The sequence below is a fragment of the Bacillus sp. FSL P4-0334 genome, assembly GCF_038004825.1.
Lineage (GTDB): Bacteria > Bacillota > Bacilli > Bacillales > Bacillaceae > Bacillus > Bacillus velezensis.
Map to the genome: position 1 here is coordinate 2,206,308 of NZ_JBBORX010000001.1, position 24,106 is coordinate 2,230,413.

Annotated in this window: 31 protein-coding genes and 2 riboswitches; of the genes, 18 read left to right on the forward strand and 13 right to left on the reverse strand. The window is 47.3% G+C overall.

Features of this window, described 5'->3' with window-relative positions; genetic code table 11:
• Nucleotides 1–750, reverse strand: coding sequence for a bis(5'-nucleosyl)-tetraphosphatase PrpE (prpE, locus tag NSQ37_RS11335; RefSeq protein WP_253613094.1), 750 nt, complete (start codon nucleotides 748–750; stop codon nucleotides 1–3).
• A gap of 228 nt (nucleotides 751–978) precedes the next feature.
• Between prpE and NSQ37_RS11340 the strand changes: the two genes are divergently transcribed.
• From NSQ37_RS11340 to NSQ37_RS11385, 10 genes are all read left to right on the forward strand, one after another.
• Entirely contained in the window at nucleotides 979–2,823 is a 1,845-nt protein-coding gene (locus tag NSQ37_RS11340) for a monovalent cation:proton antiporter family protein (protein WP_253613093.1), read from the forward strand.
• 53 nt (nucleotides 2,824–2,876) lie between these two features.
• Nucleotides 2,877–2,985: riboswitch (TPP riboswitch) on the forward strand.
• Nucleotides 2,986–3,072: 87 nt separating this feature from the next.
• Nucleotides 3,073–3,780: a thiaminase II gene (gene tenA, locus NSQ37_RS11345; RefSeq protein WP_015417218.1), complete on the forward strand. Its 708-nt coding sequence runs from the start codon at nucleotides 3,073–3,075 to the stop codon at nucleotides 3,778–3,780.
• Nucleotides 3,758–4,375: a thiazole tautomerase TenI gene (gene tenI / locus NSQ37_RS11350; protein ID WP_122503865.1), complete on the forward strand. Its 618-nt coding sequence runs from the start codon at nucleotides 3,758–3,760 to the stop codon at nucleotides 4,373–4,375. Before tenA ends, tenI begins: the two co-directional genes overlap by 23 nt.
• The gene (thiO, locus tag NSQ37_RS11355) at nucleotides 4,359–5,468 is read left to right on the forward strand and encodes a glycine oxidase ThiO (RefSeq protein WP_326365121.1); all 1,110 of its coding nucleotides are present in this window, start codon (nucleotides 4,359–4,361) and stop codon (nucleotides 5,466–5,468) included. The genes tenI and thiO overlap by 17 nt, the downstream gene beginning before the upstream one ends.
• Nucleotides 5,465–5,668, forward strand: a complete 204-nt coding sequence (thiS, locus tag NSQ37_RS11360; RefSeq protein WP_007409096.1) for a sulfur carrier protein ThiS — start codon at nucleotides 5,465–5,467, stop codon at nucleotides 5,666–5,668. Before thiO ends, thiS begins: the two co-directional genes overlap by 4 nt.
• Entirely contained in the window at nucleotides 5,665–6,435 is a 771-nt protein-coding gene (gene thiG / locus NSQ37_RS11365) for a thiazole synthase (protein WP_094031644.1), read from the forward strand. The genes thiS and thiG overlap by 4 nt, the downstream gene beginning before the upstream one ends.
• Nucleotides 6,432–7,442 carry a thiazole biosynthesis adenylyltransferase ThiF gene (gene thiF / locus NSQ37_RS11370; protein ID WP_253613091.1) on the forward strand — a complete coding sequence of 337 codons (1,011 nt, stop codon included), beginning with the start codon at nucleotides 6,432–6,434 and terminating at the stop codon, nucleotides 7,440–7,442. The genes thiG and thiF overlap by 4 nt, the downstream gene beginning before the upstream one ends.
• Nucleotides 7,443–7,464: 22 nt before the next feature.
• Nucleotides 7,465–8,277 carry a bifunctional hydroxymethylpyrimidine kinase/phosphomethylpyrimidine kinase gene (gene thiD, locus NSQ37_RS11375; protein WP_253613089.1) on the forward strand — a complete coding sequence of 271 codons (813 nt, stop codon included), beginning with the start codon at nucleotides 7,465–7,467 and terminating at the stop codon, nucleotides 8,275–8,277.
• A 130-nt stretch (nucleotides 8,278–8,407) separates the two neighbouring features.
• Nucleotides 8,408–9,184 (forward strand): enoyl-ACP reductase FabI, encoded by a 777-nt coding sequence (gene fabI / locus NSQ37_RS11380; protein WP_003155001.1) that lies wholly within the window; start codon nucleotides 8,408–8,410, stop codon nucleotides 9,182–9,184.
• Between the two features lie 97 nt (nucleotides 9,185–9,281).
• Entirely contained in the window at nucleotides 9,282–9,890 is a 609-nt protein-coding gene (locus NSQ37_RS11385) for a CotO family spore coat protein (protein WP_015239581.1), read from the forward strand.
• A 58-nt stretch (nucleotides 9,891–9,948) separates the two neighbouring features.
• Here the strand turns inward: NSQ37_RS11385 and cotZ are convergent, their stop codons facing one another.
• The 5 genes from cotZ to NSQ37_RS11410 form a co-directional block, all read right to left on the reverse strand.
• The gene (gene cotZ, locus NSQ37_RS11390; protein WP_015417224.1) at nucleotides 9,949–10,392 is read right to left on the reverse strand and encodes a spore coat protein CotZ; all 444 of its coding nucleotides are present in this window, start codon (nucleotides 10,390–10,392) and stop codon (nucleotides 9,949–9,951) included.
• 148 nt (nucleotides 10,393–10,540) lie between these two features.
• Nucleotides 10,541–11,023, reverse strand: a complete 483-nt coding sequence (gene cotY / locus NSQ37_RS11395; protein ID WP_007409090.1) for a spore coat protein CotY — start codon at nucleotides 11,021–11,023, stop codon at nucleotides 10,541–10,543.
• 150 nt (nucleotides 11,024–11,173) lie between these two features.
• Complete coding sequence (locus tag NSQ37_RS11400) at nucleotides 11,174–11,674, reverse strand: spore coat protein (RefSeq protein WP_015239583.1); 501 nt, start codon at nucleotides 11,672–11,674, stop codon at nucleotides 11,174–11,176.
• Nucleotides 11,675–11,766: 92 nt separating this feature from the next.
• Nucleotides 11,767–12,081, reverse strand: a complete 315-nt coding sequence (locus NSQ37_RS11405) for a hypothetical protein (RefSeq protein ID WP_015239584.1) — start codon at nucleotides 12,079–12,081, stop codon at nucleotides 11,767–11,769.
• Between the two features lie 37 nt (nucleotides 12,082–12,118).
• Nucleotides 12,119–12,505 carry a spore coat protein gene (locus NSQ37_RS11410; protein WP_003154992.1) on the reverse strand — a complete coding sequence of 129 codons (387 nt, stop codon included), beginning with the start codon at nucleotides 12,503–12,505 and terminating at the stop codon, nucleotides 12,119–12,121.
• Nucleotides 12,506–12,675: 170 nt separating this feature from the next.
• On the opposite strand from NSQ37_RS11410, the gene NSQ37_RS11415 reads away from it, so the two are divergent.
• From NSQ37_RS11415 to NSQ37_RS11430, 4 genes are all read left to right on the forward strand, one after another.
• Complete coding sequence (locus NSQ37_RS11415; protein ID WP_032866142.1) at nucleotides 12,676–13,032, forward strand: DUF1360 domain-containing protein; 357 nt, start codon at nucleotides 12,676–12,678, stop codon at nucleotides 13,030–13,032.
• A 286-nt stretch (nucleotides 13,033–13,318) separates the two neighbouring features.
• A complete protein-coding gene (locus NSQ37_RS11420; RefSeq protein ID WP_012117306.1) occupies nucleotides 13,319–13,516 on the forward strand; it encodes a hypothetical protein in 198 nt (65 codons plus the stop codon).
• Nucleotides 13,517–13,607: 91 nt separating this feature from the next.
• Nucleotides 13,608–13,769 (forward strand): YjcZ family sporulation protein, encoded by a 162-nt coding sequence (locus tag NSQ37_RS11425; protein ID WP_007610678.1) that lies wholly within the window; start codon nucleotides 13,608–13,610, stop codon nucleotides 13,767–13,769.
• A 166-nt stretch (nucleotides 13,770–13,935) separates the two neighbouring features.
• Nucleotides 13,936–14,190 (forward strand): stage VI sporulation protein F, encoded by a 255-nt coding sequence (locus NSQ37_RS11430; RefSeq protein ID WP_003154986.1) that lies wholly within the window; start codon nucleotides 13,936–13,938, stop codon nucleotides 14,188–14,190.
• Nucleotides 14,191–14,258: 68 nt separating this feature from the next.
• Here the strand turns inward: NSQ37_RS11430 and NSQ37_RS11435 are convergent, their stop codons facing one another.
• On the reverse strand, nucleotides 14,259–16,544 hold the full coding sequence (locus NSQ37_RS11435; protein WP_032866141.1) for an ATP-dependent helicase: 2,286 nt from the start codon (nucleotides 16,542–16,544) through the stop codon (nucleotides 14,259–14,261).
• Nucleotides 16,545–16,664: 120 nt separating this feature from the next.
• Between NSQ37_RS11435 and NSQ37_RS11440 the strand changes: the two genes are divergently transcribed.
• Together NSQ37_RS11440 and bla are read left to right on the forward strand one after the other, a co-directional pair.
• A complete protein-coding gene (locus NSQ37_RS11440) occupies nucleotides 16,665–16,919 on the forward strand; it encodes a hypothetical protein (protein WP_032866140.1) in 255 nt (84 codons plus the stop codon).
• 68 nt (nucleotides 16,920–16,987) lie between these two features.
• The gene (gene bla, locus NSQ37_RS11445; protein ID WP_253613086.1) at nucleotides 16,988–17,737 is read left to right on the forward strand and encodes a subclass B1 metallo-beta-lactamase; all 750 of its coding nucleotides are present in this window, start codon (nucleotides 16,988–16,990) and stop codon (nucleotides 17,735–17,737) included.
• A gap of 41 nt (nucleotides 17,738–17,778) precedes the next feature.
• On the opposite strand, the gene NSQ37_RS11450 is transcribed toward bla, so the two are convergent.
• The 6 genes from NSQ37_RS11450 to NSQ37_RS11475 form a co-directional block, all read right to left on the reverse strand.
• Nucleotides 17,779–18,501, reverse strand: a complete 723-nt coding sequence (locus tag NSQ37_RS11450; RefSeq protein ID WP_033574528.1) for an ABC transporter permease — start codon at nucleotides 18,499–18,501, stop codon at nucleotides 17,779–17,781.
• Nucleotides 18,494–19,231, reverse strand: coding sequence for an ABC transporter ATP-binding protein (locus tag NSQ37_RS11455; RefSeq protein WP_007409079.1), 738 nt, complete (start codon nucleotides 19,229–19,231; stop codon nucleotides 18,494–18,496). Before NSQ37_RS11455 ends, NSQ37_RS11450 begins: the two co-directional genes overlap by 8 nt.
• The gene (locus tag NSQ37_RS11460) at nucleotides 19,232–19,465 is read right to left on the reverse strand and encodes an AbrB/MazE/SpoVT family DNA-binding domain-containing protein (RefSeq protein WP_007409078.1); all 234 of its coding nucleotides are present in this window, start codon (nucleotides 19,463–19,465) and stop codon (nucleotides 19,232–19,234) included.
• Nucleotides 19,466–19,625: 160 nt separating this feature from the next.
• Nucleotides 19,626–20,057: a GNAT family N-acetyltransferase gene (locus tag NSQ37_RS11465; RefSeq protein WP_061581917.1), complete on the reverse strand. Its 432-nt coding sequence runs from the start codon at nucleotides 20,055–20,057 to the stop codon at nucleotides 19,626–19,628.
• Nucleotides 20,058–20,061: 4 nt separating this feature from the next.
• Complete coding sequence (locus tag NSQ37_RS11470; RefSeq protein WP_007409076.1) at nucleotides 20,062–20,577, reverse strand: YjcG family protein; 516 nt, start codon at nucleotides 20,575–20,577, stop codon at nucleotides 20,062–20,064.
• 25 nt (nucleotides 20,578–20,602) lie between these two features.
• Nucleotides 20,603–21,325: an esterase family protein gene (locus NSQ37_RS11475; RefSeq protein ID WP_341123752.1), complete on the reverse strand. Its 723-nt coding sequence runs from the start codon at nucleotides 21,323–21,325 to the stop codon at nucleotides 20,603–20,605.
• A 174-nt stretch (nucleotides 21,326–21,499) separates the two neighbouring features.
• Nucleotides 21,500–21,625: riboswitch (SAM riboswitch) on the forward strand.
• A 69-nt stretch (nucleotides 21,626–21,694) separates the two neighbouring features.
• Between NSQ37_RS11475 and NSQ37_RS11480 the strand changes: the two genes are divergently transcribed.
• Nucleotides 21,695–22,816, forward strand: coding sequence for a methionine biosynthesis PLP-dependent protein (locus NSQ37_RS11480; protein ID WP_012117314.1), 1,122 nt, complete (start codon nucleotides 21,695–21,697; stop codon nucleotides 22,814–22,816).
• A complete protein-coding gene (metC, locus tag NSQ37_RS11485; RefSeq protein ID WP_007409073.1) occupies nucleotides 22,809–23,984 on the forward strand; it encodes a cystathionine beta-lyase in 1,176 nt (391 codons plus the stop codon). The genes NSQ37_RS11480 and metC overlap by 8 nt, the downstream gene beginning before the upstream one ends.
• Nucleotides 23,985–24,106: the final 122 nt, after the last annotated feature.

Genomic DNA, 24,106 nt, shown 5'->3' on the forward strand with positions numbered 1-24,106 from the left:
TCATGTCTGCCTTCCGTGATCCTCGCGAAATCGTGAAGCATCATAGGGCATTGAGCTTTCCACAGAGACGGTTTCATGCTCCGGAAAGCGAAAGCCTGTCAGTTGATTGCCGAAGACGCATCCTGTATCAATGTTGATTGTACGGTTGACGATCCGTGGGCGTTTTACCGGGGTATGGCCGTAAACAATCCATGCCTTGCCTTCATAAGCGGCGGCCCAGTCTCTTCTGACGGGTCTGCCGTCGGGATACGTTTCACCCGTGATATCGCCGTACAGAACAAATTCTTTTACCTTACGCGAGTATTTACCGATATCGTCAGCTTTTATGCCGGCGTGGGCGACAACGAGATCGCCATTATGAATAATGTCATAAAGCGGCGCTGACTCATATAAGCGGATGAATTGTCTGGAGACTTCCGTTCTGTCGGCGGGAGACAGCTCTTTCAGTTCGGCTGCCGTCGTTTCCAGTCCGTGCATCACTTTTACGGGGTTTCCTTTTAAGTAACGGTACAGTTTGTTGCAATGATTTCCCGGGACATAACGGACGGCTCCTTTTTCATATGCTTTTGCCACAAAACGCATCACTTCTACGGATTTTGGGCCTCTGTCCGTTAAATCCCCCGCAAAGACAAGCGTCCTGCCTTCAGAATGAACGGGCGTTCCGTCTTTGACTTCATATCCGAGCTTTTGCATTAACGCGATCATTTCGTCATAACATCCGTGTATATCGCTGATGATGTCATAAGCCATTCGTGTCAGCCTCCTTATTAACGGTTTTTTATTTATTATGGGGCTAATTCCTATACCTAATTACGCTGTTTTTGCACAAATTAAAAAAAGAATTAAAGAAATAAAGCCTTATCACTTTTTTTTCGCGTTCAGCCTTGTTAGAATATGCGTTATGTTTTTAAAAAAAAGTAAGGTTTCGCCCGCTTTAAGCGGGCTTTTATAACCCTTGTTTTAAGGAGGTATTTACGAATGGAACACACATCAGTCGCATCTTTAGTCGTCGTTCTGATCGTCGCTTTTTTGACGCCGCTCCTTTTACATCGGTTTAAGCTCAGCATCCCCGTCGTCGTCGCGGAGATCATCATGGGGCTTATTATCGGAAAAAGCGGCCTGAATCTTGTCGTTCAGGGAGACACGTGGCTGGAGACGCTGTCTGTTCTCGGCTTTATCTTTTTAATGTTTTTAAGCGGCTTGGAAATTGATTTTTCTTCATTTGAGAAAGGGAAGAAAAAACAATTCCTTCCGAATGGCAAGGAAGCGCCAAACACGTTTTCTGCCGCACTGATTATCTTTTTCGGCATCTTTATTTTATCATTGCTGCTGTCCTATGCCTTTGTATTAGCCGGTTTTATTCAAAACGCATTTTTAATGACGCTTATTATTTCGACGATATCACTCGGTGTGGTGGTCCCGACTTTAAAGGAAGAACGGATCATGAACTCCAATATCGGCCAGATCATCCTGCTTGTCGCCGTTATCGCGGACTTGGCTACGATGATTCTGCTCGCTTTCTTCTCTTCTCTTTACGGAGAAGACAGCGGAAATATGTGGCTTCTGTTGATTCTCTTTGCCGCGGGGGTCGTGCTGTATTTCTTCGGCAGGATCTTTAAACACCGTTCATTTGTGCAGTCGATGTCCAAAGGCACCGTGCAGATCGGCACGAGAGCCATTTTCACACTGATTATCGTGCTTGTCGCTTTATCGGAATCTCTCGGGGCGGAAAATATTCTCGGCGCGTTTTTGGCAGGCGTTCTGGTATCGCTTCTGTCTCCGAATAAAGAAATGGTGGAACAGCTGGATTCCTTCGGCTACGGGTTTTTAATTCCGATCTTTTTCGTCATGGTCGGGGTGAAATTGGACATTTGGACGCTTTTCCAAGATCCGAAAACATTAACGATGATTCCGCTGCTTCTGCTTGCGCTGTTTATCAGCAAAATGTTTCCGGTGTTTTATTTAAAGAAATGGTATGACAAAAGAACCGTGTTTGCTTCGGGCTTTTTGCTGACGTCCACGCTGTCGCTTGTTATCGCGGCGGCTACGATCGGAGAAAGGCTCCACATTATCAGCGCCAATATGTCCGGCGCGTTGACTTTAGTTGCGGTTATTGCCAGCATCATCACGCCGATCGGCTTTAAGAAATTATACAAACGGCAAAGTGCGCCGCAGGAAAAAAAGCGCATTACATTTATCGGCGCCAACCAAATGACACTTCCGGTTACGCTTGAATTGCCTGAGGAGGAATATGAAGTACGGGTCGTCCATGTGTATCAGGAAAATGCCGGGGAAACGCTTGCGGAATCCGTTTTTTCGGTTGACACGATTTCTGATTACGAGCCCGGAACGCTTGAGTCGCACGGTATTTTCAAAACGGATATTCTTGTCGTGGCGACGGGAAATGAAGATGTGAACGCCGAAATCGCCTTAATAGCGAAAGAGAAAGGGACTGAGCGTATCATCGCAAGCGTCGGCTCGATTGAGCATGAAACAAAACTGAAAGAAGAGGGCATCAGTATTTTTTCTATCCTTCTGTCTACAAAGACGCTCTTGCGCGCATTAATTGAGGCGCCGGGCGTGATGAGCCTCCTGACGAATGAGGAGTCTTCGTTATATCAGATCAATCTGGAAAACCCGGCGTATAACGGCATCATTCTGCGGGAATTTCCGCTGATGGGCGATGTGATTTTCGTCCGGATTTTCAGAGGTGTGGACAGCATCGTTCCGCACGGAGACACGCGGCTGAAAACAGGAGACCGTCTCATCGTCACGGGCTCCCGCAACTACGTGTCGGAACTGAGAAAAATCCTTGAAGCTTGACCAAATTGCAATTCGTGATAATATAGAAGGCATAACAAATAAATCATTAATCGTATGACCACTAGGGGTGTCCTTCATAAGGACTGAGATAAAAGTGAGACTTTTAGACCCTCATAACTTGAACAGGTTCAGACCTGCGTAGGGAAGTGGAGCGGTATTTTTTTGGGGTTCCTTTTATCCATTTAAATTCCAAACCACTTTTCCGATGCGGGAAAGTGGTTTTTTTATTTTATCAGGGGGGAAGACATGATGACATTTTCTGAAGAATGCAGACAGGCGGCTGCCGAATGGTGGGACGGAAGTTTTGTTCATCCGTTTGTAACGGGAATCGGTGACGGAAGCCTGCCGATAGACCGTTTCAGCTATTACGTGCTGCAAGATTCCTACTATTTGACGCATTTTGCAAAAGTTCAGGCGTTCGGCGCCGCATATGCCGAAGACTTGTTTACGACGGGCAGGATGGCGGGCCACGCTCAAGGGACATATGAAGCGGAAATGGCGCTGCACCGCGAGTTTACGGAGCTTTTAGGGATTACGGAAGAAGAGCGTGCGGCATTTAAACCGGCACCGACCGCCTATTCTTATACGTCTCATATGTACAGATCGGTGATGAGCGGCAATTTTGGAGAAATATTAGCTGCGCTTCTGCCCTGTTATTGGCTTTATTATGAAGTCGGCGAACACTTAAAGGAGTGCAAACCGGAGCATCCGATTTATGAAAAATGGATCGGTACATACGGCGGAGACTGGTTCAGACAGCAAGTCGAAGAACAGATCAGCCGTTTTGACGAGATTGCTGAAAACAGCACAGAAGACATCCGTGCGAAAATGAAAGAGAATTTTGTGATTTCAAGCTATTATGAATATCAATTTTGGGGAATGGCTTATCAAAAAGAAGGCTGGTCCGAGAAGGGCGGAAAAGAGGTGGAATCTTTTGGAGCTGCACGCGGTAACTGATAATCGCAAATCCGTTGCCGAGCTGGCCGAAGATATTCTTTCGATTCAGCGCGAAGTAAGCTTTATCCATATCCGTGAGCGGGATAAAACAGCGGGAGAGATCATGCAGCTTTTGTCCCTTTTGAAAAAGGGCGGTGCGGATAAGGACAAATTGATCATCAATGACAGGGCGGATATCGCGCTTTTTGCCAATATACACCGTGTTCAGCTTCCGTCCCGCAGCTTTTCCGTAAAGCAGGTGCGAAGCAGATTTCCCCATCTTCATATCGGACGTTCGGTTCATTCGCTGAAAGAAGCCATCCAAGCTGAAAAGGAAGATGCGGATTATGTGGTGTTCGGCCATGTATTTGAAACCGAATGTAAACAAGGACTTGAAGCAAGAGGCATCAGCCTGCTTTCAGAGATCAAACGCACGCTTTCCATCCCCGTCATCGCAATCGGCGGAATGACACTGCAGACGATCGGACACACAAAGCAGGCGAAACCGGACGGAATTGCCGTCATGTCAGGTATATTCTCAGCTGAAAATCCTGAGGAGGCGGCAAAACGGTATGCACGCGCGGTAAGGGAGGCCGATTATGAAGAAGCACTATGATACGGCGGTGATCGGCGGCGGAATTATCGGATGCGCCATTTCTTATGAGCTGGCGAAGACGCAGCAGAACGTTGTCTTGCTTGAAGCCGGAGAAGTCGGCCGAAAAACGACAAGCGCTGCCGCGGGAATGCTGGGCGCTCATGCGGAATGTGAAAACCGGGATGCGTTTTTTGATTTTGCCATGTACAGTCAAAGGCTGTATGAAGCGGCGGGGCAAGAGCTTGAGGAAGCTTGCGGCATTGACATCAGGCGCCATAACGGCGGAATGCTTAAACTGGCGTATACCGAAGAAGATATCGCCCGTCTACGGAAGATGGATGATCTGCCTTCCGTCACCTGGCTTTCAGCCGAAGATGCCCTTGAAAAAGAGCCTTACGCTTCAAAAGACATTCTCGGCGCAAGTTTTATAAAAGACGATGTCCATGTCGAACCGTATTATGTCTGCAAAGCGTATGCAAAAGGAGCGCGGCGCTATGGCGCTGACATATATGAGCATAAACAAGTCACCTCCGTAAAACGGGTGAACGGAGAATATTGCATCACAACATCCGGCGGGGATGTTTATGCTGACAAAGTCGCAGTTGCCAGCGGGGTATGGAGCGGCCGGTTTTTCAGCCAGCTCGGCTTGGGACAGCCTTTTTTTCCTGTGAAAGGAGAATGCCTTTCCGTGTGGAATGACGATATCCCGCTGACCAAAACCCTTTACCATGATCATTGTTATGTCGTCCCGAGAAAAAGCGGCCGGCTTGTCATCGGCGCCACGATGAAACAGGACGACTGGAGCGATACGCCTGACATCGGAGGAATTGAGGCCGTCATTGCAAAAGCGAAAACCATGCTTCCCGCCATCGAACATATGAAAATAGACCGGTTTTGGGCGGGTCTCAGGCCGGGAACAAGAGACGGAAAGCCGTTTATTGGGCGGCATCCTGAAGACAGCGGCATCATCTTCGCTGCCGGCCATCTTCGGAACGGCATCCTGTTGGCGCCGGCAACGGCTGAAATGGTGCGGGATATGATCCTGGAAAGACAGATTAAGCAGGAATGGGAAGAAGCGTTTCGAATTGATCGCAAGGAGGCTGTTCATATATGATCCTTCAGCTGAACGGAAAACAAATTGATTGGAATCGAAATGAGGGGACGGTTCAGGATTTGCTTGAATCGTACCAGCTTGATCAAAGAATCGTAGTTGTGGAGAGAAATAAAGAAATCATTGAAAAAAAGAATTATGAAAATACGAGTTTGTGTGACCGCGATGTCATAGAAATTGTCCATTTTGTAGGAGGCGGATGAGGATGTTAACAATAGGCGGAAAACAGTTTCAGTCAAGATTGCTGTTAGGAACGGGAAAATATCCGAGTTTTGAGATTCAGAAAGAGGCGGTGGCTGTCTCGGAATCAGATATTTTAACCTTTGCGGTAAGGCGGATGAACATCTTTGAAGAGTCTCAGCCTAACTTTCTTGAACAGCTTGATTTGTCTAAGTATACGCTTCTGCCGAATACGGCCGGCGCCGCAACGGCTGAAGAGGCGGTCCGAATCGCAAGGCTTGCCAAAGCTTCAGGGCTTTGTGACATGATAAAAGTAGAAGTCATCGGATGCAGCCGGTCACTTTTGCCTGATCCGGTTGAAACGCTGAAAGCATCAGAACAGCTGCTCAAAGAGGGGTTTATCGTGCTTCCGTATACGTCAGATGATGTTGTGCTCGCAAGACGTCTTGAGGAGCTCGGAGTGCATGCCATTATGCCGGGCGCTTCGCCGATCGGTTCCGGTCAGGGAATTTTAAATCCGCTGAATCTATCCTTTATCATTGAACAGGCGAAGGTGCCGGTCATTGTCGATGCCGGCGTCGGATCTTCAAAAGACGCCGCCTACGCGATGGAGCTCGGGGCTGACGGTGTGCTGTTAAATACCGCTGTGTCAGGCGCTGATGATCCGGTCAAAATGGCCCGGGCGATGAAGCTTGCCGTAGAAGCGGGCCGTCTTTCTTATGAAGCGGGGAGAATTCCGGTGAAAGATTACGGAACTGCAAGCAGTCCGCGAGACGGTCTTCCGGTATGACGGACAGATATTCCAGACAGGAGCTGTTTCAGCCGATCGGTCCCTCCGGCCAAGAGAAGCTCCGGTCGTCTCATGCCGTGATTATCGGCGCGGGTGCGCTTGGGACGGCAAGTGCGGAGATGCTTGTCAGAGCAGGGGTCGGGAAGGTAACGATCGCTGACAGAGATTATGTGGAGTGGAGTAATCTCCAGCGCCAGCAGCTTTATACCGAAGACGATGTCAGACAGGAAATGCCGAAAGCCGCGGCGGCTGAAAAACGGCTTCGATCTATAAATAGTGATGTAGAGGTCGAGGGATTTGTCATGGATGTCACTGCGGAAAACGCACCTGGATTGATTCGTGACGCCTCCCTCATCGTGGATGCCGCCGACAACTTTGAAACGAGGCTGATTGTGAATGATGCGGCTGTGCAGAAAGGGATTCCCTTTCTGTATGGCGCCTGTGTCGGCAGCTACGGGCTCTCTTTTACCGTCATTCCCGGTGTAACGCCGTGCCTTCATTGCCTGCTTGAGACATTGCCTTTAGGCGGTATGACATGCGATACGGCGGGAATCATCAGCCCGGCTGTATTGCAGACGGCCGTTTTTCAGGCAGCAGATGCGCTGAAGCTGTTAACGGGCGGATCTATCGAGCATGTTCTCCGTTCCTTTGATTTATGGAAAAATGAACGGTCAGAAATAAACGTCGCCCGTCTTAAATCGGCTGATTGCCCAAGCTGCGGCACGAACGATTATCCGTTTTTATCCTATGAAAATCAGACAAAAGCGGCGGTTCTGTGCGGGCGGAACACGGTGCAGATCAGAGCGGGGATCTCCGAACAGGTTGATCTGCAAAAACTTGTGGGACAGCTCAGACGGACAGGGCTTGATGTTTCAGCCAACCCGTATTTAATTTCGTTTTGCAAAGACAATTTCAAGATGGTACTGTTTCGTGACGGCAGAGCATTAATACACGGCACAAGTGATATCAGCAGAGCGAAATCCTTTTATCATAAATGGATCGGATAATGCGAAAGGAGAGAAAAACATCATGAGCATATGCAAAGCATTGACGATTGCCGGATCAGATTCAGGAGGCGGCGCCGGTATACAGGCGGATCTCAAAACCTTTCAGGAGCTCGGCGTTTTTGGGATGTCAGCCATTACAGCGGTAACCGCCCAGAACACTTTGGGCGTTCACGGCATTTATCCGCTCACCCGGGAAGCGCTGGGCAGCCAGATTGACGCGGTGGCGGAAGATTTGCGGCCTGATGCTGTAAAAACGGGAATGCTGTGGAGCGCGGAAATGATTGCGGAAATTGCGGAAAAAACGGATCAGTACGGGCTTGATCATCTCATCACGGACCCCGTCATGATTGCCAAAGGAGGCGCTTCCCTGCTGCGTGAGGAATCTCAGGCCGCGTTAAAAGAGCTGTTAATCCCGCGCAGCTATGCGGTGACGCCGAATGTTCCGGAAGCTGAGGTATTGACGGGAATGGAAATCCGCACGTTTGAGGACCGGAAAAAAGCGGCCGAAACCCTTTGCAAGCTTGGTGCAAAGCATGTCATCATAAAAGGCGGACACCAGCCTGAACAGGGGAGGATCGTTGATTTATTATTTGACGGTTCGTCTTTTACCCAAATCAGCCACGCCTATATTGACACCAAACACACCCACGGAACAGGCTGCACGTTCGCAGCCGCGCTGACGGCGGAAACGGCAAAGGGGAAAAACATTCAGACCGCGTTTGAGACAGCCGTCAATTTTGTGCGGGAAGCCGTGGAACATACGCTCGGCATCGGAGCGGGACACGGCCCGACCAATCATTTTGCCTTTAAAAGGAACAGTCTGCAGACGAGATAAAAAAGAGACCGCTTCAACATCCGCGGTCTTTTTCCCATGCTTTCAATCTGGACAAGGTTATGATATGATAAAAATTAAGATCAGGTACTAAAACTATGTCTTTAAGACGATTACAGGAGGCTTTATACATATGAATTTCTCACTTGAAGGCCGCAACATCGTTGTGATGGGCGTTGCCAATAAACGCAGTATCGCATGGGGAATCGCCCGTTCGCTACATGAAGCCGGAGCGCGCCTCATTTTCACTTACGCGGGAGAGCGCTTGGAAAAATCAGTTCATGACCTTGCGGCTACATTAGAAAGAAATGATTCCATCATCCTTCCGTGTGATGTGACAAATGACGCTGAGATTGAAACCTGCTTTGCGAGCATTAAAGAGCAGGTCGGCGTGATTCACGGCATCGCGCACTGCATCGCGTTCGCAAACAAAGAAGAGCTTGTCGGCGAATATTTAAATACGAACCGCGAAGGATTCCTGCTTGCGCATAACATCAGTTCTTACTCTCTGACAGCGGTCGCAAAAGCGGCGCGTCCGATTATGACTGAAGGCGGAAGCATCGTTACACTCACTTACCTCGGCGGAGAGCGCGTCGTTTCAAACTATAACGTAATGGGTGTGGCAAAAGCGTCTCTTGATGCGAGCGTCAGATATTTAGCCGCTGACCTAGGAAAAGAAAACATCCGCGTCAACAGCATTTCAGCAGGACCGATCCGTACGCTGTCTGCAAAAGGAATCAGTGATTTCAACTCTATCCTGAAAGAAATTGAAGAGCGCGCGCCGCTGCGCCGCACGACAACACCTGAAGAAGTGGGCGACACGGCTGCATTCTTGTTCAGTGACCTGTCAAGAGGCATCACGGGCGAAAATCTTCACGTTGATTCAGGATTCCATATTACCGCACGTTAAATAACAAGCAGTCCCTTTCAGGGATTGCTTTTTTCTTTCTTCTGATTTTAATCATTCCGTCATATAAATAAAACATGACAGAATCGGAGGGATGAAGATGTCAAAACAAAACAGAAACGCGGAAAAAAAACCGCTCATGTATATTGTTCAGGCGGATTATTCAGACACGCAATCATCAATGCAGGACATATTAATCAAAAAAAGGAAAGCGCCTCAGCCGCCGGAAGAAGAGCCGATGCATGGAAAGCGGGAGGAAGAATGTCAAACTCAGCCTGAAGGAGCAGTGGCTGTCGAGCCAGAAAAGCAAGTACCTGAACAGCACAGCCGCGCAGAAGAAGCCGTTCAAGAAGTTCCGGCGCAAGCGGAGCAGGACACTGCCAAGCCTGACGCCGCTAAAAAAGAGTCTGATGCCGCTGAAAAAGAGCCTGAAGCGGTTCACAATGCCGCCCCAGAGGAAAAGGTTCCGCCAAAGCGCGTGAAAAAGCCGATGAGCAGAATGTCCATTCTTGAAAAAATTGATTTCTTAACGAAGCTGCCGCATAATATGCCGCGGACCCTTTGTCTGATAGAAGCCAACGGGAAAACCTACAGAGGCGTAATCGTCGGCAGAAAAAATAATGCGATCTTCCTGCGGACGACAAGCAACGGAGCGCCGGCAGAACTCGCAATAGACGATATTACCTCGCTGCATCCGCTTGGATTTTAACCATACAAAAAGCTGCCTGAATGCTTTCATCCGGCAGCTTATTTTTATGCTTTTTGATTTAAGAATGTGTGCGGTTGATCAGTCTCGGGTTCAGGCAATTGATGGCGCAGAAGCTATGGAGATCGACTTCAACGCAATAGTTCGTTTTTTCTAAACGGAATACATCGCAGAGAGAGTCTTTATCTGTAAAATCAAGAATGTGCTTATGCTCGTCAAAAGCAATAAGCAGGCTTAATGTGGCACAGCCGTCACAGACCCTTTCAACTCTGAAAAAAACGGTATTAAAGCACGGACCGTTATCCAGCTCGCCGACGTTTCCGAATGCGGTGAACGGTTTCGATTTTGAGGTGAAGATGGCGAACGGTACTGTATCGCCTAATGTATAAGCCGGAGATAAAAGTTTAGAATAACAGCCTGTCGGGCAATCTTCTTCAACCGCATTTTGCAGGTCTTCAATATTTTCTACCGCTTCACGCACACAGTATGTTGTATGCTTGCTCATAATATCCCTCCTGACTTCACGTTTTAAATGGTACCGGTTTAAACGATATCGGAGAGTCAGCCGCCCGGAAGTCCGGGCGGGCTGATGATTGCATCTGTAATAGAAGGTTGGAAGGGGATTCTTCTTTAGGAAAGATGCGAATCAATGACTATCCGTGATGCTTTTTCTCTTTGTGCGGCGCAGGCCGGTTAACAAGCTCGGGTGAAAGGCACTGAATGGCGCTGAAGCAGCTCAGATCAACTTCAATGCAAAATTCTGTTTTTTCTAAACCGAAGAAATCAGGATCACAAGGATGGCAGACGCTGAGGGTGTCGCCGTGCACATCTACGGGGCGCAATACTGAAAGCGTCGCGCAGCAATCGCATAGTCTTTCTACACGAAAGAAAATGGACTCAAAGCACTGGCTGTCATCCGCAAATCCTCCGACGTTCCCGAATGTGGAGAACAATCCGCCTTTTTTATCAAATACGAGAAACGGAATGGTGTCTTTACCTGCAATCGTCGGGCTCAAAAGATTCGTATAGCATCCAGTCGGGCATTGTTCTTCAACAGCCTCTTGTTCTGCTAAAATCTTCTCGACTGCATCGCATACACAACTTTCATCTCGGCCATGGTGTTTTCCGCAGCTCATGGATTTCAGCTCCTTCTTTTAGGGTATTTGACTTTTGTCTTTAACAACATATGTACGCGAGCCTCACTTGGTGTGGGTGAACGTCTATATATTCATCATATGCGGAGAAAATAAGAAAAAGCAGAGCATTTTTAGCTCTGCTTTTTCTTTTTAGAGGACAAGGGTGATGACTAAGACAGCAATCAGTAAATTTGTCGCTGTTGAGATCAACACTGCGATATCGGCATCTACTGTTGTCACGTTTACGCCGCGGGAGTTTTCGATGAGCAGTTTTTGACGGTTGATTTGTTTGTTAGCTGTTAGCTGCAATAAGTCTTGTGCGACCAATTCAGCGATGACTCCGTCAGCGATTGAAGTGAGAGTGGCCGTTACGACTGCGGCATTAATCGCTGTCATGACTGAAGCGACTGCTTGAACGTCTGTTGACGTTACGTTAATATCACAAGAGTCTCTGATAATAATCGCTTCTTCAGAAACTTGTTTGTTGATATTCGCTTGAGCAAGGTCTTGGTCAAGGAAGGCATTATCTTCGCCAAATCCATGTCCGTTACAGCAAACATTACATCTTCTGCCTTCTTTTTCTTCTTTTTCTTCTCGCGGATGTTCGCATTCAGGATCAAGTGCAACCCAAGAGTATGGTCTGCTTTCCATATCTATTCCTCCTTTTCTTTTACTATTATTAAATGAGCCGGCCCCTTACTTTGACTCAGGCATCTATCCTGATAAAAATCACTATTTTTTAGTTATTGACCGGGATTTTGGCGTCTTTGCCGGAGCTGTTCGATTAATTGTTCTCTGCGGGTTTGCGGATTGGTCTGCTGATCTTGCGCTTTTTCCTGCTCTTTTTTCTGTTTCTGGCTTTCAAGAAAAGCTTCTGTTTTTGCCTGCATGTCTTTGACTAATGCGATCAGCATTTCTTTTTCTTCATCAGGAATTTCCCGCATTTTATCTTTTGTCACGCCGTGTTTTTTGAAGACATTGCTGACAAGCACCTTTAAAAGCGGATCCACTTCTGGTAGATTTTCGAGTTCTTTTTTTAATTTTTCGTTATCTGCCATTTGTTCTCACCTCTATTTAAATATTTGAAAAGAAAGGTTAAAGGATGTCTAGTTCAGCAAAAAGTATATTTAATAATTGAAACAAAATTTGTACAAAGGCCATAATATCGTCTGCAGTCAGTGTGATTTTAATATTGCGGCTGTTCAGGACTTGAATGACGGTCCTCTTTTTTATTTGGCAATCATCCAGGATCAGCAGTTCGGTTGCTATTTGGTCGGCTGTGTCTTCATCTGCGATCGCGAGCTGTGTCGCGAGGATAATCGCCGTAGTAACTGAGGCTTGTATAGAAAGAGCGGCCGTTATATGTGTTGTATCTATTGTGACATTTTCGCAATCAATCACTTCGATCGTCTGCTCGAATTCGTTGGATAATTGTTCGTATATTTGCGGTTGCAGTGTTTCGACTTTTTCTTCAAACGACATAACCTTCACTCCTTTCTCATTCATACTTTATATAATGCAAATGAAACGCCGAGCGGAATAAGAAAAACAACTAAACCGCACCTATTTTTTTACCGGACAAGGTGCGATTCATTAAGATCAGGGTTTTCGCATATGTATAAAGAGGTCAAGTTTTGAAAAGGAGTGAACAGGTGGTTATCAATTGGCTTTCATTTATTCTGTTATCGTTTGCCGTTTTCCGGCTGGCCAGGCTTTTCGTATTTGACACCATTATGGCGCCGCTTCGGAGCCTTTTTCACGAGGAAAAAACAGAAACCGCACCCGACGGCACGACAGAAACCTACATTGTCATAAAAGGAAAAGGCATCAGGGCATTTATTGGTGAACTTCTCAGCTGCTACTGGTGTACGGGCGTGTGGTGTGCCGCCTTTTTAATTGCGGTCCAGATTGTGGTACCCGAGGCTGCGCAATGGCTGATTTTGCTGTTAGCCATAGCCGGCGCGGCCGGGATCATTGAAGCTGTGGTTTCTCGTCTTCTGCAGGAATAAGGCGGTTCCACCAGCAACTTACCGTCACCTTCGGCATAAACTGGCATATATGACATAAGGAAAGGAAGGATCACCATGAGTCAATCAAGCAAACCTTCCCAACATTCTCCATACAAATCAACTGTGCATCAGCCTTACGAAAAAAAAATCAAGAAAAAAGGCTGCGGCTGCGGCCAAAAGAAAAAACCGAAATAGCCGTTTTCTAAAAAACCGGAGCTTCCGGTTTTTTTGTTTTTTGCCGAACGCCGGCCTCTGTTCGGCATAGATCATAGGAGGAGGGGATGTTATGAATATATTTGAATCATTCATAAACGGTAAATACCGCCGGCACAATCAAAACCAGCGGGAGCATGACAAATATATCTTATCTATTGAAAAACAGCTGTCTGAGTTTGATGAAGCGGGATCGCGCTTTGAGGAATGGATAGATGTGTTTGCCGCCGAAACAGAAGCAAAACTGAAGAAAAATGAGCATTCTCACTAAAATGAATGAAATCCGCACCGGCCCTATGCATTTATCCAAGCCAAACAAGTCGGCTCACATAGAGTATAGGGAGTAAAGGAGGTGCTTAGATATGGGATTCGGATATGGCGGATTCGGCGGCGGCTACGGCGGTTATGGCGGCTGCGGCGGATACGGAGGCGGCTATGTCGGAGGCGGATACGGCTCAACATTTGTTCTTGTTGTCGTATTGTTCATCCTTCTGATCATTGTCGGTGCATCCTTTTTTGGCTAAACCTTAGCAAGACCTTGGATAAGCGCGGGACCGTTCAGTCCCGTGCTTCCCTGATGTATGAAGGAGTATAGAGACGGGGCACTCGGAATTTTTTCCTTGTCTTACGGGCACATGTTCCGCTCTTTATTCATACAATATCGTATTACTCCACAAAAGGAGGCACACCATGGATAATCAATTTTTCAAAAATATTGAGAAGAAAACAGGCGTCAGCATGAAGGATGTCATGAACCTTGCAGGATCATTGCAAAATGCCAATTTCAAAGATGAAAACACGGTGAGAGGCGTCATTCAGAAGGTGTCCCAGCTGGCTAACAAGCGTGTTCCGAAAGAATTGGAAGACAAAATCGTTCAATCTATTACAAGCGGTAAAGAGAAACTTGATTTTGGCACCATTTCTAAAATGCTGAACAATAAATAGGCGTCAGCCGGCCTTGCTAAAAAGGCCTTTTTATGTGAGAAGAACCCGGCAGTGATCTGCCGGGTTCTTTATATCCTGAGTGCGCTCCGTCTGTCCGTCCGAAGAAGGGGCTCGAGAAATCTTGAGCTGCGCGCTGTTTTTCCCCGCCTGTACGCGGGACAAGATACATATAAATGCTGCATGGCCCTTGTCATTGCGACATAGAGAAGCCGTCTTTCTTCTTCGAGCGGAGCGGGATCGCCCTGTCTGGCCGTCTCAAGTGCGAAGTCATGGGGGATCGAGCCGTCAGCCGCGCCTAAAATATAGACCGTATTGAATTCAAGACCTTTAGAGCGGTGAATGGTCAGCAGTTCGACGCCGTTTTCATCGGTTTTCAGATTCTCAGCGGCGCGCATATGATCGACATGCGCAAGAAAATCGGGAATGGTTTTGAATTTTTTGGCGGCCACTTTGACATCCCTGAGATCATCAGAGCCTTTTTCCAGTTTGTTTCCCTCATTGCCCCGTTTTTTTAAATACTCGGAAAAACCCATTTTGCTTTCTGCAAAGGTGATGGCTTCAACCGGCTTCATTGTCCGGATGCTTGCGAAAAACGGAACGATCTGCTTGATCTTCCCTATTTGAAAAGGCTTCAGGTCAGGCAGTTTCGTCAGTGCCTTAATCATCGTGCAATCTTCCGTAATTGACAGCGCCTTTAACGTTTGCAGGGCGGATTGCTTTAAAAATAAGGCGGGCAGCAGGTCTTTCACCGCATCCGGATCATCTTCATTCTGACTCGCATATAAGTAGGCGAGGATCTGGCGTACGATTCTGCGGCTGTAGAACGTCTGCACGCCCCTGTCGGCATGGTAAGGAATCGATGATTGATGCAGTCTTTCATAAATGGCCCGTCCGGCGCTGTTTGTCCGGTAAAGTACGGCAAAATCGTCAGGACTCGCCCCGTTTTGAATCTTCTCTTTCATATCCGAAACGATCATGGTCGCTTCTTCTTCTTCATCGTAAGGATAAAACATCACGGGATTGTGAACGCCGTCTTTGACGGCAGAAAGTGTTTTTTCATACCGTTTTTTATTTTTCTTTACGACGGCATGAGCGCTTGAGACGATCGGATGAGGCGATCGGTAATTTGCCGTTAAGTAAATGGTCTTTGCTGCCGGGTAATCTTTCTGAAAATCTAAAATGAAAGACGGGCTGCTGCCGCGGAACGCATAAATGGATTGGTCGTCATCACCCACGCAGCACAGGTTATTCTCAGGGCTTGCGATCATTTGCATAATGTTGTACTGGACAGGATTGATATCTTGAAACTCATCAATCAAAATATGAGAAAATCTGTTTTGGTACTGCGCGAGAATATCAGGCCGGCTTTGAAACAGTTCATAACAGCCTTGGGCCATGTCATCAAAATCAAATTGCCGTTTTTCCCGCTTCTGCCGTTCGTAATGTTCGTAAAGCCTGTACACTTTTTTCTCCCAGTCGTCCGCAAGCGGAATGGTCTCATGGGGGAGATACGTGTTTTTCCAGCAGCCGATAAGCTGAAGCGCCTGGTCGACGGGAAACTCTTTTTCATCCAAATTTTCTTCATAGAGCGCCTTTTTCACATATTGCTCTTTTTGCCACTCCATTTTTAAAAGCTGGCTGCCGTTCCATTTTGAAGAATCATAATGACAGAGTATTTTATAGAAAAAACTGTGGAATGTTCCGGTCACGAGACGGGAGACTTTTCCGGCTGCCAGACCGTACTCATTCGCCATCCGCTCTTTCATTTCGGCGACGGCTTTTGTCGTAAAGGTCACAAGCAGCATATTCTCAGGTGAAATGCCGAGGTGTTCAATCATATGGGCGGCGCGTGCTGTCAGCACCCTTGTTTTTCCGCTTCCCGCTCCGGCAAGCACTAATAAAGGCCCGTCCGTTTCAGTAACTGCCTTCATCTGTTCACGGTTCAGGCCGATGCCGGGGAACAAAGATGTATCAGCCGCCTCGGATGTTGGTGAAAACGGTTCGGCCGCAGGCACTTTTTTCGGGCTTTTCCATTCTGAGACGATCGGTTTCGGATTCTCTGAAATCGCTTTTCCTTTCGGCAGGCGGAACATGCCGGCTTCCTTATACTCTTCTTTTTCTTTCTCCGCTTGTGGTTCCTCGGCCGCGCATGCTTTTTCACAGGCGGTGAAGTCTCCCTTTTGCCGGTGATAAAATGCCGGCTGCTCTAAAATCGAAAGCCGCATCAAGACGGGCTGCTCACAATGTGCGCAAAAAATATTTCCTTTCTGAGCTTCTTCAAAAAGGAATTGGTAATGTTCTCTAGAATATGTATGTAAATGTATCGTTCGGTTATTCAGTCGGGCGCATTTCAAAAAGGGGTCCTCCCATTAAAAGGTGTTCATCCATTTGATAGACAAAGAATATCATAACAAAAGAACAGCGTTTCAAAAAGTAAGATTAAGGGAAATGAAAAGCGAAGGGGAGGGGTACATATGATTTATGCAGGACGGATTCAAAACCAGCAGTATTCTCAATACGCAAACCGGGCAGCGGGTTATAAGTCTGATTATGCCGGCATCACGAAAGCGGCCGCCCTTGCCAATGACAGGGTGTACAGAGAGGTGGAGCGCCGCCAGGAAAACACCGCAGCCGCAGAAAAGAAAGTACTTGAGGAAAAACGTAAGCGCTCTCTTTCTCGTCTGCCGCAAATCATGGGAAAAGGCCGGTTGATAAATCAATACGTGTGAAAAAGCCCGGATATATCCGGGTTTTTTTGAGTCGTATATATGAAAGATGCGGAAAGGAATGATTCAATTTGAGAAAGCTTTCATTATTAATTGCGGGGTTATTTCTTTTCGGCCTCTTTACTCCCGGAATGAAACCGGCACACGCGGCGGAGAGCTCCGCAGCAAAAGATGTCACGCTCACACAGCTGGCGCCGCATGTCTGGATGCATACAAGCACCGGTACGGCAGACGGAAGTCCCGTCCCTGCGAACGGATTGCTTCTTGAGACTTCCAAAGGAATCGTACTGATTGACACTCCGTGGAATGACAGTCTCACAGAGCAGTTAATGACACAAATAAAACAGCGGTTTCCCGGCAAAAGGATGACCGATGCCATTGTGACACACGCTCATGACGATCGTATCGGCGGGCTGAACACCCTGTATACATACGGTGTAAAGGTGCACAGCACGAAGCTGACCGCCGACTTGGCCCGGCAGCAGGGATATGACCGGCCGCTCGGAGATTTGAAAAACGTGACAAAGCTGCAGTTTGGCGATATGAAAATTGAAACGTTTTATCCGGGAAAAGGTCATACGGAAGACAATATGACCGTCTGGCTGCCTGAGGAGAAGCTCTTATTCGGCGGATGCTTAATCAAGGCTTTAGAAACAAAGGAAATCGTACCTACTCCGGGCTTTTATCCGGACCAGTGGCCGCGCGCCGTCCGCAAAGTCATGAAAAGATATCAGGACATCAGCATTGTCGTTCCGGGCCATGGCAGTCCGGGGGATGACCGTCTGCTGCCGCATACGATAAGCCTTCTGAAAGAAACGTAAAAAAGAAGACCGGCGCTCCCATTACGGAGTGCCGGCTTTTTTTATCTCTTCCTGATTTTCATAAAACTGAGGAAAGCAAGTGCAAGCGCCAACACGGTATATCCCGCTATCGGCCAAATATGCTGATGAAAGGAAGAATAATCTCCGGTTATGACTTCCTGGGCCAGCTCGATCGAGTGAATAAACGGTAAGGCATAAGCGATATGTTTGAATGTGTCACCGAGCAGGCTCACCTCCATCCAAGCCCCGCCCAGAAATTGCACGAGTGTAATATAAATCGTTCCGATACCTGAAATTTGTTTGTCCGTAAACACAGCCCCTAAACATAAACCGAAGAAAACGGACATCATCGCAATCGGCAGCAAGACAGCGATACCTGCGAGAAGATTCATCCACTCGGCGGATAAACCGGCAGCCGCTGCTGCGATAAAACAAATGACGATTTGTAAAATGGCTAACGGCAGCATCGGCATTGCATAACCGATGACATAATCGGCTGTTTTTAAAGGGGAAGCAAACAAACGGGTCAAAAGGGCGGTCTGTTTGTCTTTTGCGATCAGCAATGCAGAGAACATCGTAAGGAAAGCAAAACCGAAAACAATGAGTCCCGGTGCTAAATGCTGAATTTTAAAGGTATCAAGCGGCGCATTTTTTTCAATCGCCGTAAACAGAAACAATAGAATAACAGGCAGTGCGATTCCAAGGATAATAGACAGAGGGTCACGAAAAATTTCTTTGCGGTTGCGAATGGCGAAATCAAGCATAAAGACCCGCCTCCCCGTCACAAATCGCTAAAAAGGCATCTTCAAATGTAGCTGAATGAGTTTGCTTTTTCAGAGCCTCCGCCGTACCCAGTGCTTTTAAAGTCCCATTTTCTAAAATGCAAATACGATCTGCCAGGGCTTCAGCCTCTTCTAAATAGTGTGTCGTTAAAATAATCGTCATGTCACCCTTTAATGCCTCAAGATTTTTCCACAACTCGCGGCGTGAACGGACGTCCAGCCCTAATGTCGGCTCATCTAAGAAATAAATATCCGGCTTGGTGATCATTCCCATTGCGATGCTGAGGCGGCGCTGCATTCCTCCTGATAATGTTTTTGTTTTTGCTCTTTCTTTCTCTTTTAATTGAAACAATTCGAGCATCTCATCTGTTCTTTTTTTTGCTTCTTTTTTCGGAATTCCGTAGACTCCGGCTATAAACTCTAAGTTTTCCCGTACGGTTAGATGAGGAGCGATGGCTGTTTCCTGCGGAGACATATTCAATTTCGGTTTTATTTTATCCAAATCAGTCAAAATACTGTGTCCAAGCACTGATGCATCACCGTCATCCGGAGAAAGGAGTCCGCAAAGCATACTGATTAATGTCGTTTTTCCGGCTCCGTTCTCACCGAGTAAAGCGAAAAATTCCCCTTTCTCAACCGAGAACTCAAGACGGTCAACGGCGGCGGTTTCTTTATAATGTTTCGTTAATTGCTTCAGCTCAATCGCGTGCATTTACTCATCCTCGCTATCTTCATCGATTTGCTTAGCGTTTAAAATATCTTTTGCAAACTCGAAAAAGAGTTCTTGTTTAACAAGTGCGATACCTTGCTGGTCATCCCCGAGCATAAGCAGTGAATCCCCCGGATTTATATCGAAAACATCTCTTGCTTCTTTAGGAATGACAATCTGTCCTTTTGTACCCACTTTAACAGTCCCGAATATGTGTTTTCCTTTTGGTGCCGTCATGTTTATCCCTCCGAAATATGAATTGTACTTTTTGTATGAATTGTAATACTTCGCATACTAAACATACATTAACCTTCCATAAAATGCAATAAAATTCATGAAATAGTATTATTTTCATAAAAAAAGCACTCCTGCCATATCAACAGGAGTGCTTTTGATTTTATCGTTTGTGTTCCTTTATCATTTCCAGATGGGGGATGCCCGCATCGAGAAATTCTTCGCCGGATGTGACGCGGTATCCTTGTTTTTCGTAAAACGGAACCGCCTGCGTCTGCGCATGTAAGATAAAGCTGTCGGCGCCCTTGGCTGCCGCCGCTTTTTCAAGCGCCTGCATAATGATGGCTCCGACGCCTAAAGAACGATGGCTTTTCATCACGCAGATGCGCTCTAATTTTCCATGCCCGTCTTTCAAGCGCCATCTGCCGGCTCCGACCGGCTGGCCGCCGTCATATATGACTATATGCTCTGACGTGTCTTCGAATTGATCAATCTCTTCTTCTTCCGGAACGTGCTGTTCTTTAACAAAGACCTCTTTTCTGATGAAAAAAGCGTCGTTTAGCTGTTTTTCAGTTTTTGCGATGATGGATTCCAAGCAGTTATTCTCCTCCGCCTAATAAAAATGTTTCGTACACAGTCCATGAGCCGTTATCCAGCTGATAGAGCAAGTGAAAACGGTCGATGACTTCTTCGTGGGAAATGTCCAGCATTTTCAGCTGTCCGAGTACGTCGGAATGTTCATCTGACGACAGCTTCTGGCCGACCGTGACATGCGGAACGAAGCTGTATTCCGGCTCGCCGGATAATGCTCCTGAGTAGCATTTCTCACTCAGAGATTTTAATTCCTCCGTCGGCTCTGCTTTCATATATATCACATTATTCACAGGAGAAAACGAGCTGTATTTTGTGATTTTCAGAACGAGCGGATGCGACTCTTTCGCCGTCTGTCTCAGCTGTGATACGACCTGCTCGATTTCCTGTTCTGTCGCTTCAAACGGATCTCTTAGCGTCAGGTGCGGAGGAATGAGCGCGTAGCTCGGGTCGTAGCGTTTCCGGTACGAATTTGCGAGATCCTGTAATTTTTTTGATGGAAATAAAACAATACCGTATTTCATGAAAGTTCCCTCCTTAAATGAATGGTTACAGCATTTTTTTCAGCGCCGGCGTGATGAGCGGCTGCCAGTAGGTCCATTTATGATCCCCGTCGAAGGTTTCATACGTGTATTCAGACTGTTTGCTTTCCAGCAGCTGTTTGAGCTCTTCGTTCGGCGCGGTGAAATCCAGAATCTGGCCGTCTGTCGTGTGAACGCCGGTTTCTTTTTCTCCGATTTGATGATAAACGGAAATCTGTTTGAGATCCTCCGACTGCCGGACGGCATCCAGCACGTGCCCGTCAACATACGGAGACTGCATGATGACGTTTCCAAACATGTTCGGATAGTCAATCGCCGTCATGAGCGAAACGGTTCCGCCGAGGGAATCCCCGATCATGGTGCGGCCGTATCCGACTTGATAAGTCGGGTATTCTTTGTCGATAAAAGGAACGAGCTCATTTGCGATAAATCGCTTATATGAGGCGAACTTAGAGCCTTCTGGATGGTATGTGTTTCTTCGCTCCCGCACATTTTTATAAGGGACGCCGATAATGATGCAGCGGTCAATTTCCCCTTTTGACATAAGCTCTTCCGCCTGCCGCCCGATTCTCCCTAATCTGAAATAATCATGGCCGTCCTGAGCGATGACCGTATGATATTTATACAGGGGGGAGAAGGTGGCGGGCAGGTAGACCAAAACGGTCATTTCCTCTTCAAGCTCATGGGAGAAAAGTTTTTTCTCATGAATGATTCCGTTTTTTGATGCCACTTCGCATTCCTCCAGGCCGCTTCTTGTCTTGATGGTTTTTTCCTATTGTACCATGAATTATTAGAAATTTCTTTCTTCAGATGCACTTCTTGCGAGAGTTCAGATAAATAAAAAATTGTTGAAATCCATTTTATAGTGCGTTAATATAGAACAATCAGAAAATACAAAACAATATTCTTATCACGAGAGGTGGAGGGACTGGCCCTTTGAAACCTCAGCAACCGGTTTGCTTTGCCGCGGGAAGGCAAAGTGCCAAGGTGCTAAATCCAGCAAGCGATTCACATGCTTGGAAGATAAGAGGAAGAGAAAAGCTCCTTCTTCTTATGAAGAGGGGGCTTTTTTATTTTTGAAAAAGGATGGTGCTTACTGATGACGCAGCATGTTGATACAAAATTAGCCCAAATCGGAAATAGAAGCGAAGAAGCAACGGGAACGGTCAGTCCGCCGATTTATCTGTCCACCGCTTACCGACATAGAGGAATTGGAGAATCTACAGGCTTTGATTATGTGCGTACGAAAAACCCGACACGCCAGCTCGTTGAAGACGCTATCGCCGTGTTGGAAAACGGTGCGAGAGGCTTTGCTTTCAGCTCGGGAATGGCAGCCATTCAAACGATTATGGCTTTATTTAAAAGCGGAGATGAATTGATTGTATCCTCCGATTTATACGGAGGCACGTACCGTTTGTTTGAAAACGAATGGAGAAAATACGGCTTAAGCTTTATTTACGATGATTTCAGCGATGAAGACTGTTTACGCTCCAAAATAACGGAAAACACGAAAGCGGTATTTGTTGAAACACCGACAAACCCGTTAATGCAGGAGGCGGACATTGAAAAAATCGCCCGGATTACGAAAGAAGCCGGCCTGCTTTTGATTGTGGATAATACGTTTTATACCCCGGTGCTCCAGCGTCCGCTTGAACTGGGAGCGGACATCGTCATTCACAGCGCCACAAAATATTTAGGCGGGCACAATGATCTCCTTGCCGGTCTGGCTGTCGTAAAGGATGAAGAGCTCGGCGAGATCATGTTTAATCACCAAAATGCAATCGGCGCCGTTCTCCCGCCGTTTGATTCGTGGCTTTTAATGAGAGGGATGAAAACACTCGGACTCAGAATGCGCCGTCATGAAGAAAACGCCCGTGAACTTGCAGAATTTTTAGAACAGGAAGAAGAAATCGCCGACGTGTTATATCCCGGAAAAGGCGGGATGCTGTCTTTCCGGCTGCAAAAAGAGGAATGGGTTAATCCGTTTTTAAAGGCGCTGAAAACGATCTGTTTCGCAGAAAGTCTCGGCGGGGTGGAAAGCTTTATTACATACCCCGCGACACAGACGCACATGGATATTCCTGAAGACATCCGTATCGCAAACGGCGTCTGCAACCGTCTGCTGCGTTTTTCAGTGGGCATTGAACATGCAGAAGATTTGAAGCGGGATGTAAAGCAGGCATTACAGCAAGTAAAAGAGGGGGCCGTGTCATATGAGTAATCACAATTGGACGCTGGAAACCCAGCTCGTGCACAATCCATTTAAAACAGACGGAGCCACCGGAGCCGTCAGCGTCCCGATCCAGCATGCTTCCACATTCCATCAGTCTTCATTTGAAGAATTCGGGACATATGACTACAGCCGCTCAGGTACACCGACAAGAACAGCGCTTGAAGAAACGATCGCAGGTCTTGAAGGCGGAACGAGAGGCTTTGCTTTCAGCTCGGGAATGGCGGCGATTTCGACGGCGTTTCTGCTCTTATCCCAAGGCGACCATGTCCTCGTCACGGAGGATGTGTACGGCGGAACATTCCGCATGGTGACTGAGGTTCTGTCCCGTTTCGGAATTGAACATACCTTTGTCGATATGACGGACACAGAAGCTGTCGCCCGCGCCATCCGGCCGAACACGAAAGCCATTTATATGGAAACACCGTCAAACCCGACGCTCGGCATCACGGATATTAAGGGCGTCGTCAAACTGGCAAAGGATCACGGCTGTCTGACATACCTTGACAATACTTTTATGACGCCTGCTCTGCAGCGTCCGCTTGATCTCGGTGTAGATATCGTGCTCCACAGTGCGACGAAATTTTTAAGCGGACACAGTGACGTGCTGTCAGGCCTTGCCGCCGTAAAAGATGAAGAGCTCGGCAATCAGCTGTATAAGCTGCAAAACTCATTTGGAGCGGTGCTCGGCGTTCAGGACTGCTGGCTCGTATTGAGAGGCTTAAAAACATTGCAGGTCAGACTGGAAAAAGCGAGCCGGACGGCTGAGCGGCTGGCTGCCTATTTTGACGGGCATCCCGCCATCAAAAACGTTTACTATCCCGGCCTTGCCGGACACCCGGGAGCCGATACCCATAAACGGCAAGCGAGCGGAGCGGGCGCCGTCCTGTCCTTTGAATTGGAAAGCAAAGAAGCCGTCAAAAAGCTGGTCGAAAACGTATCGCTTCCGGTATTTGCCGTCAGCCTCGGCGCCGTCGAATCCATTCTCTCATACCCTGCAGCCATGTCGCATGCCGCCATGCCAAAAGCAGAGAGGGAGAAACGCGGCATCACAGACGGCCTTCTGCGCTTGAGCGTCGGAGTCGAAAACGCCGAAGATTTAGAGCGGGACTTCGAACAGGCATTGAAAAAAATAACCCCCGCCCAAGTGAGATCATAAACGAAAAGGGCGCCGTCAATTTTGTGACGCGCCCTTTTTTTATTTTAGATAAAAAAAGTGTTGACGAATGAGAAATCAGGATATATAATTATAAATGTCAGAGAGACAACAACATACCCAGC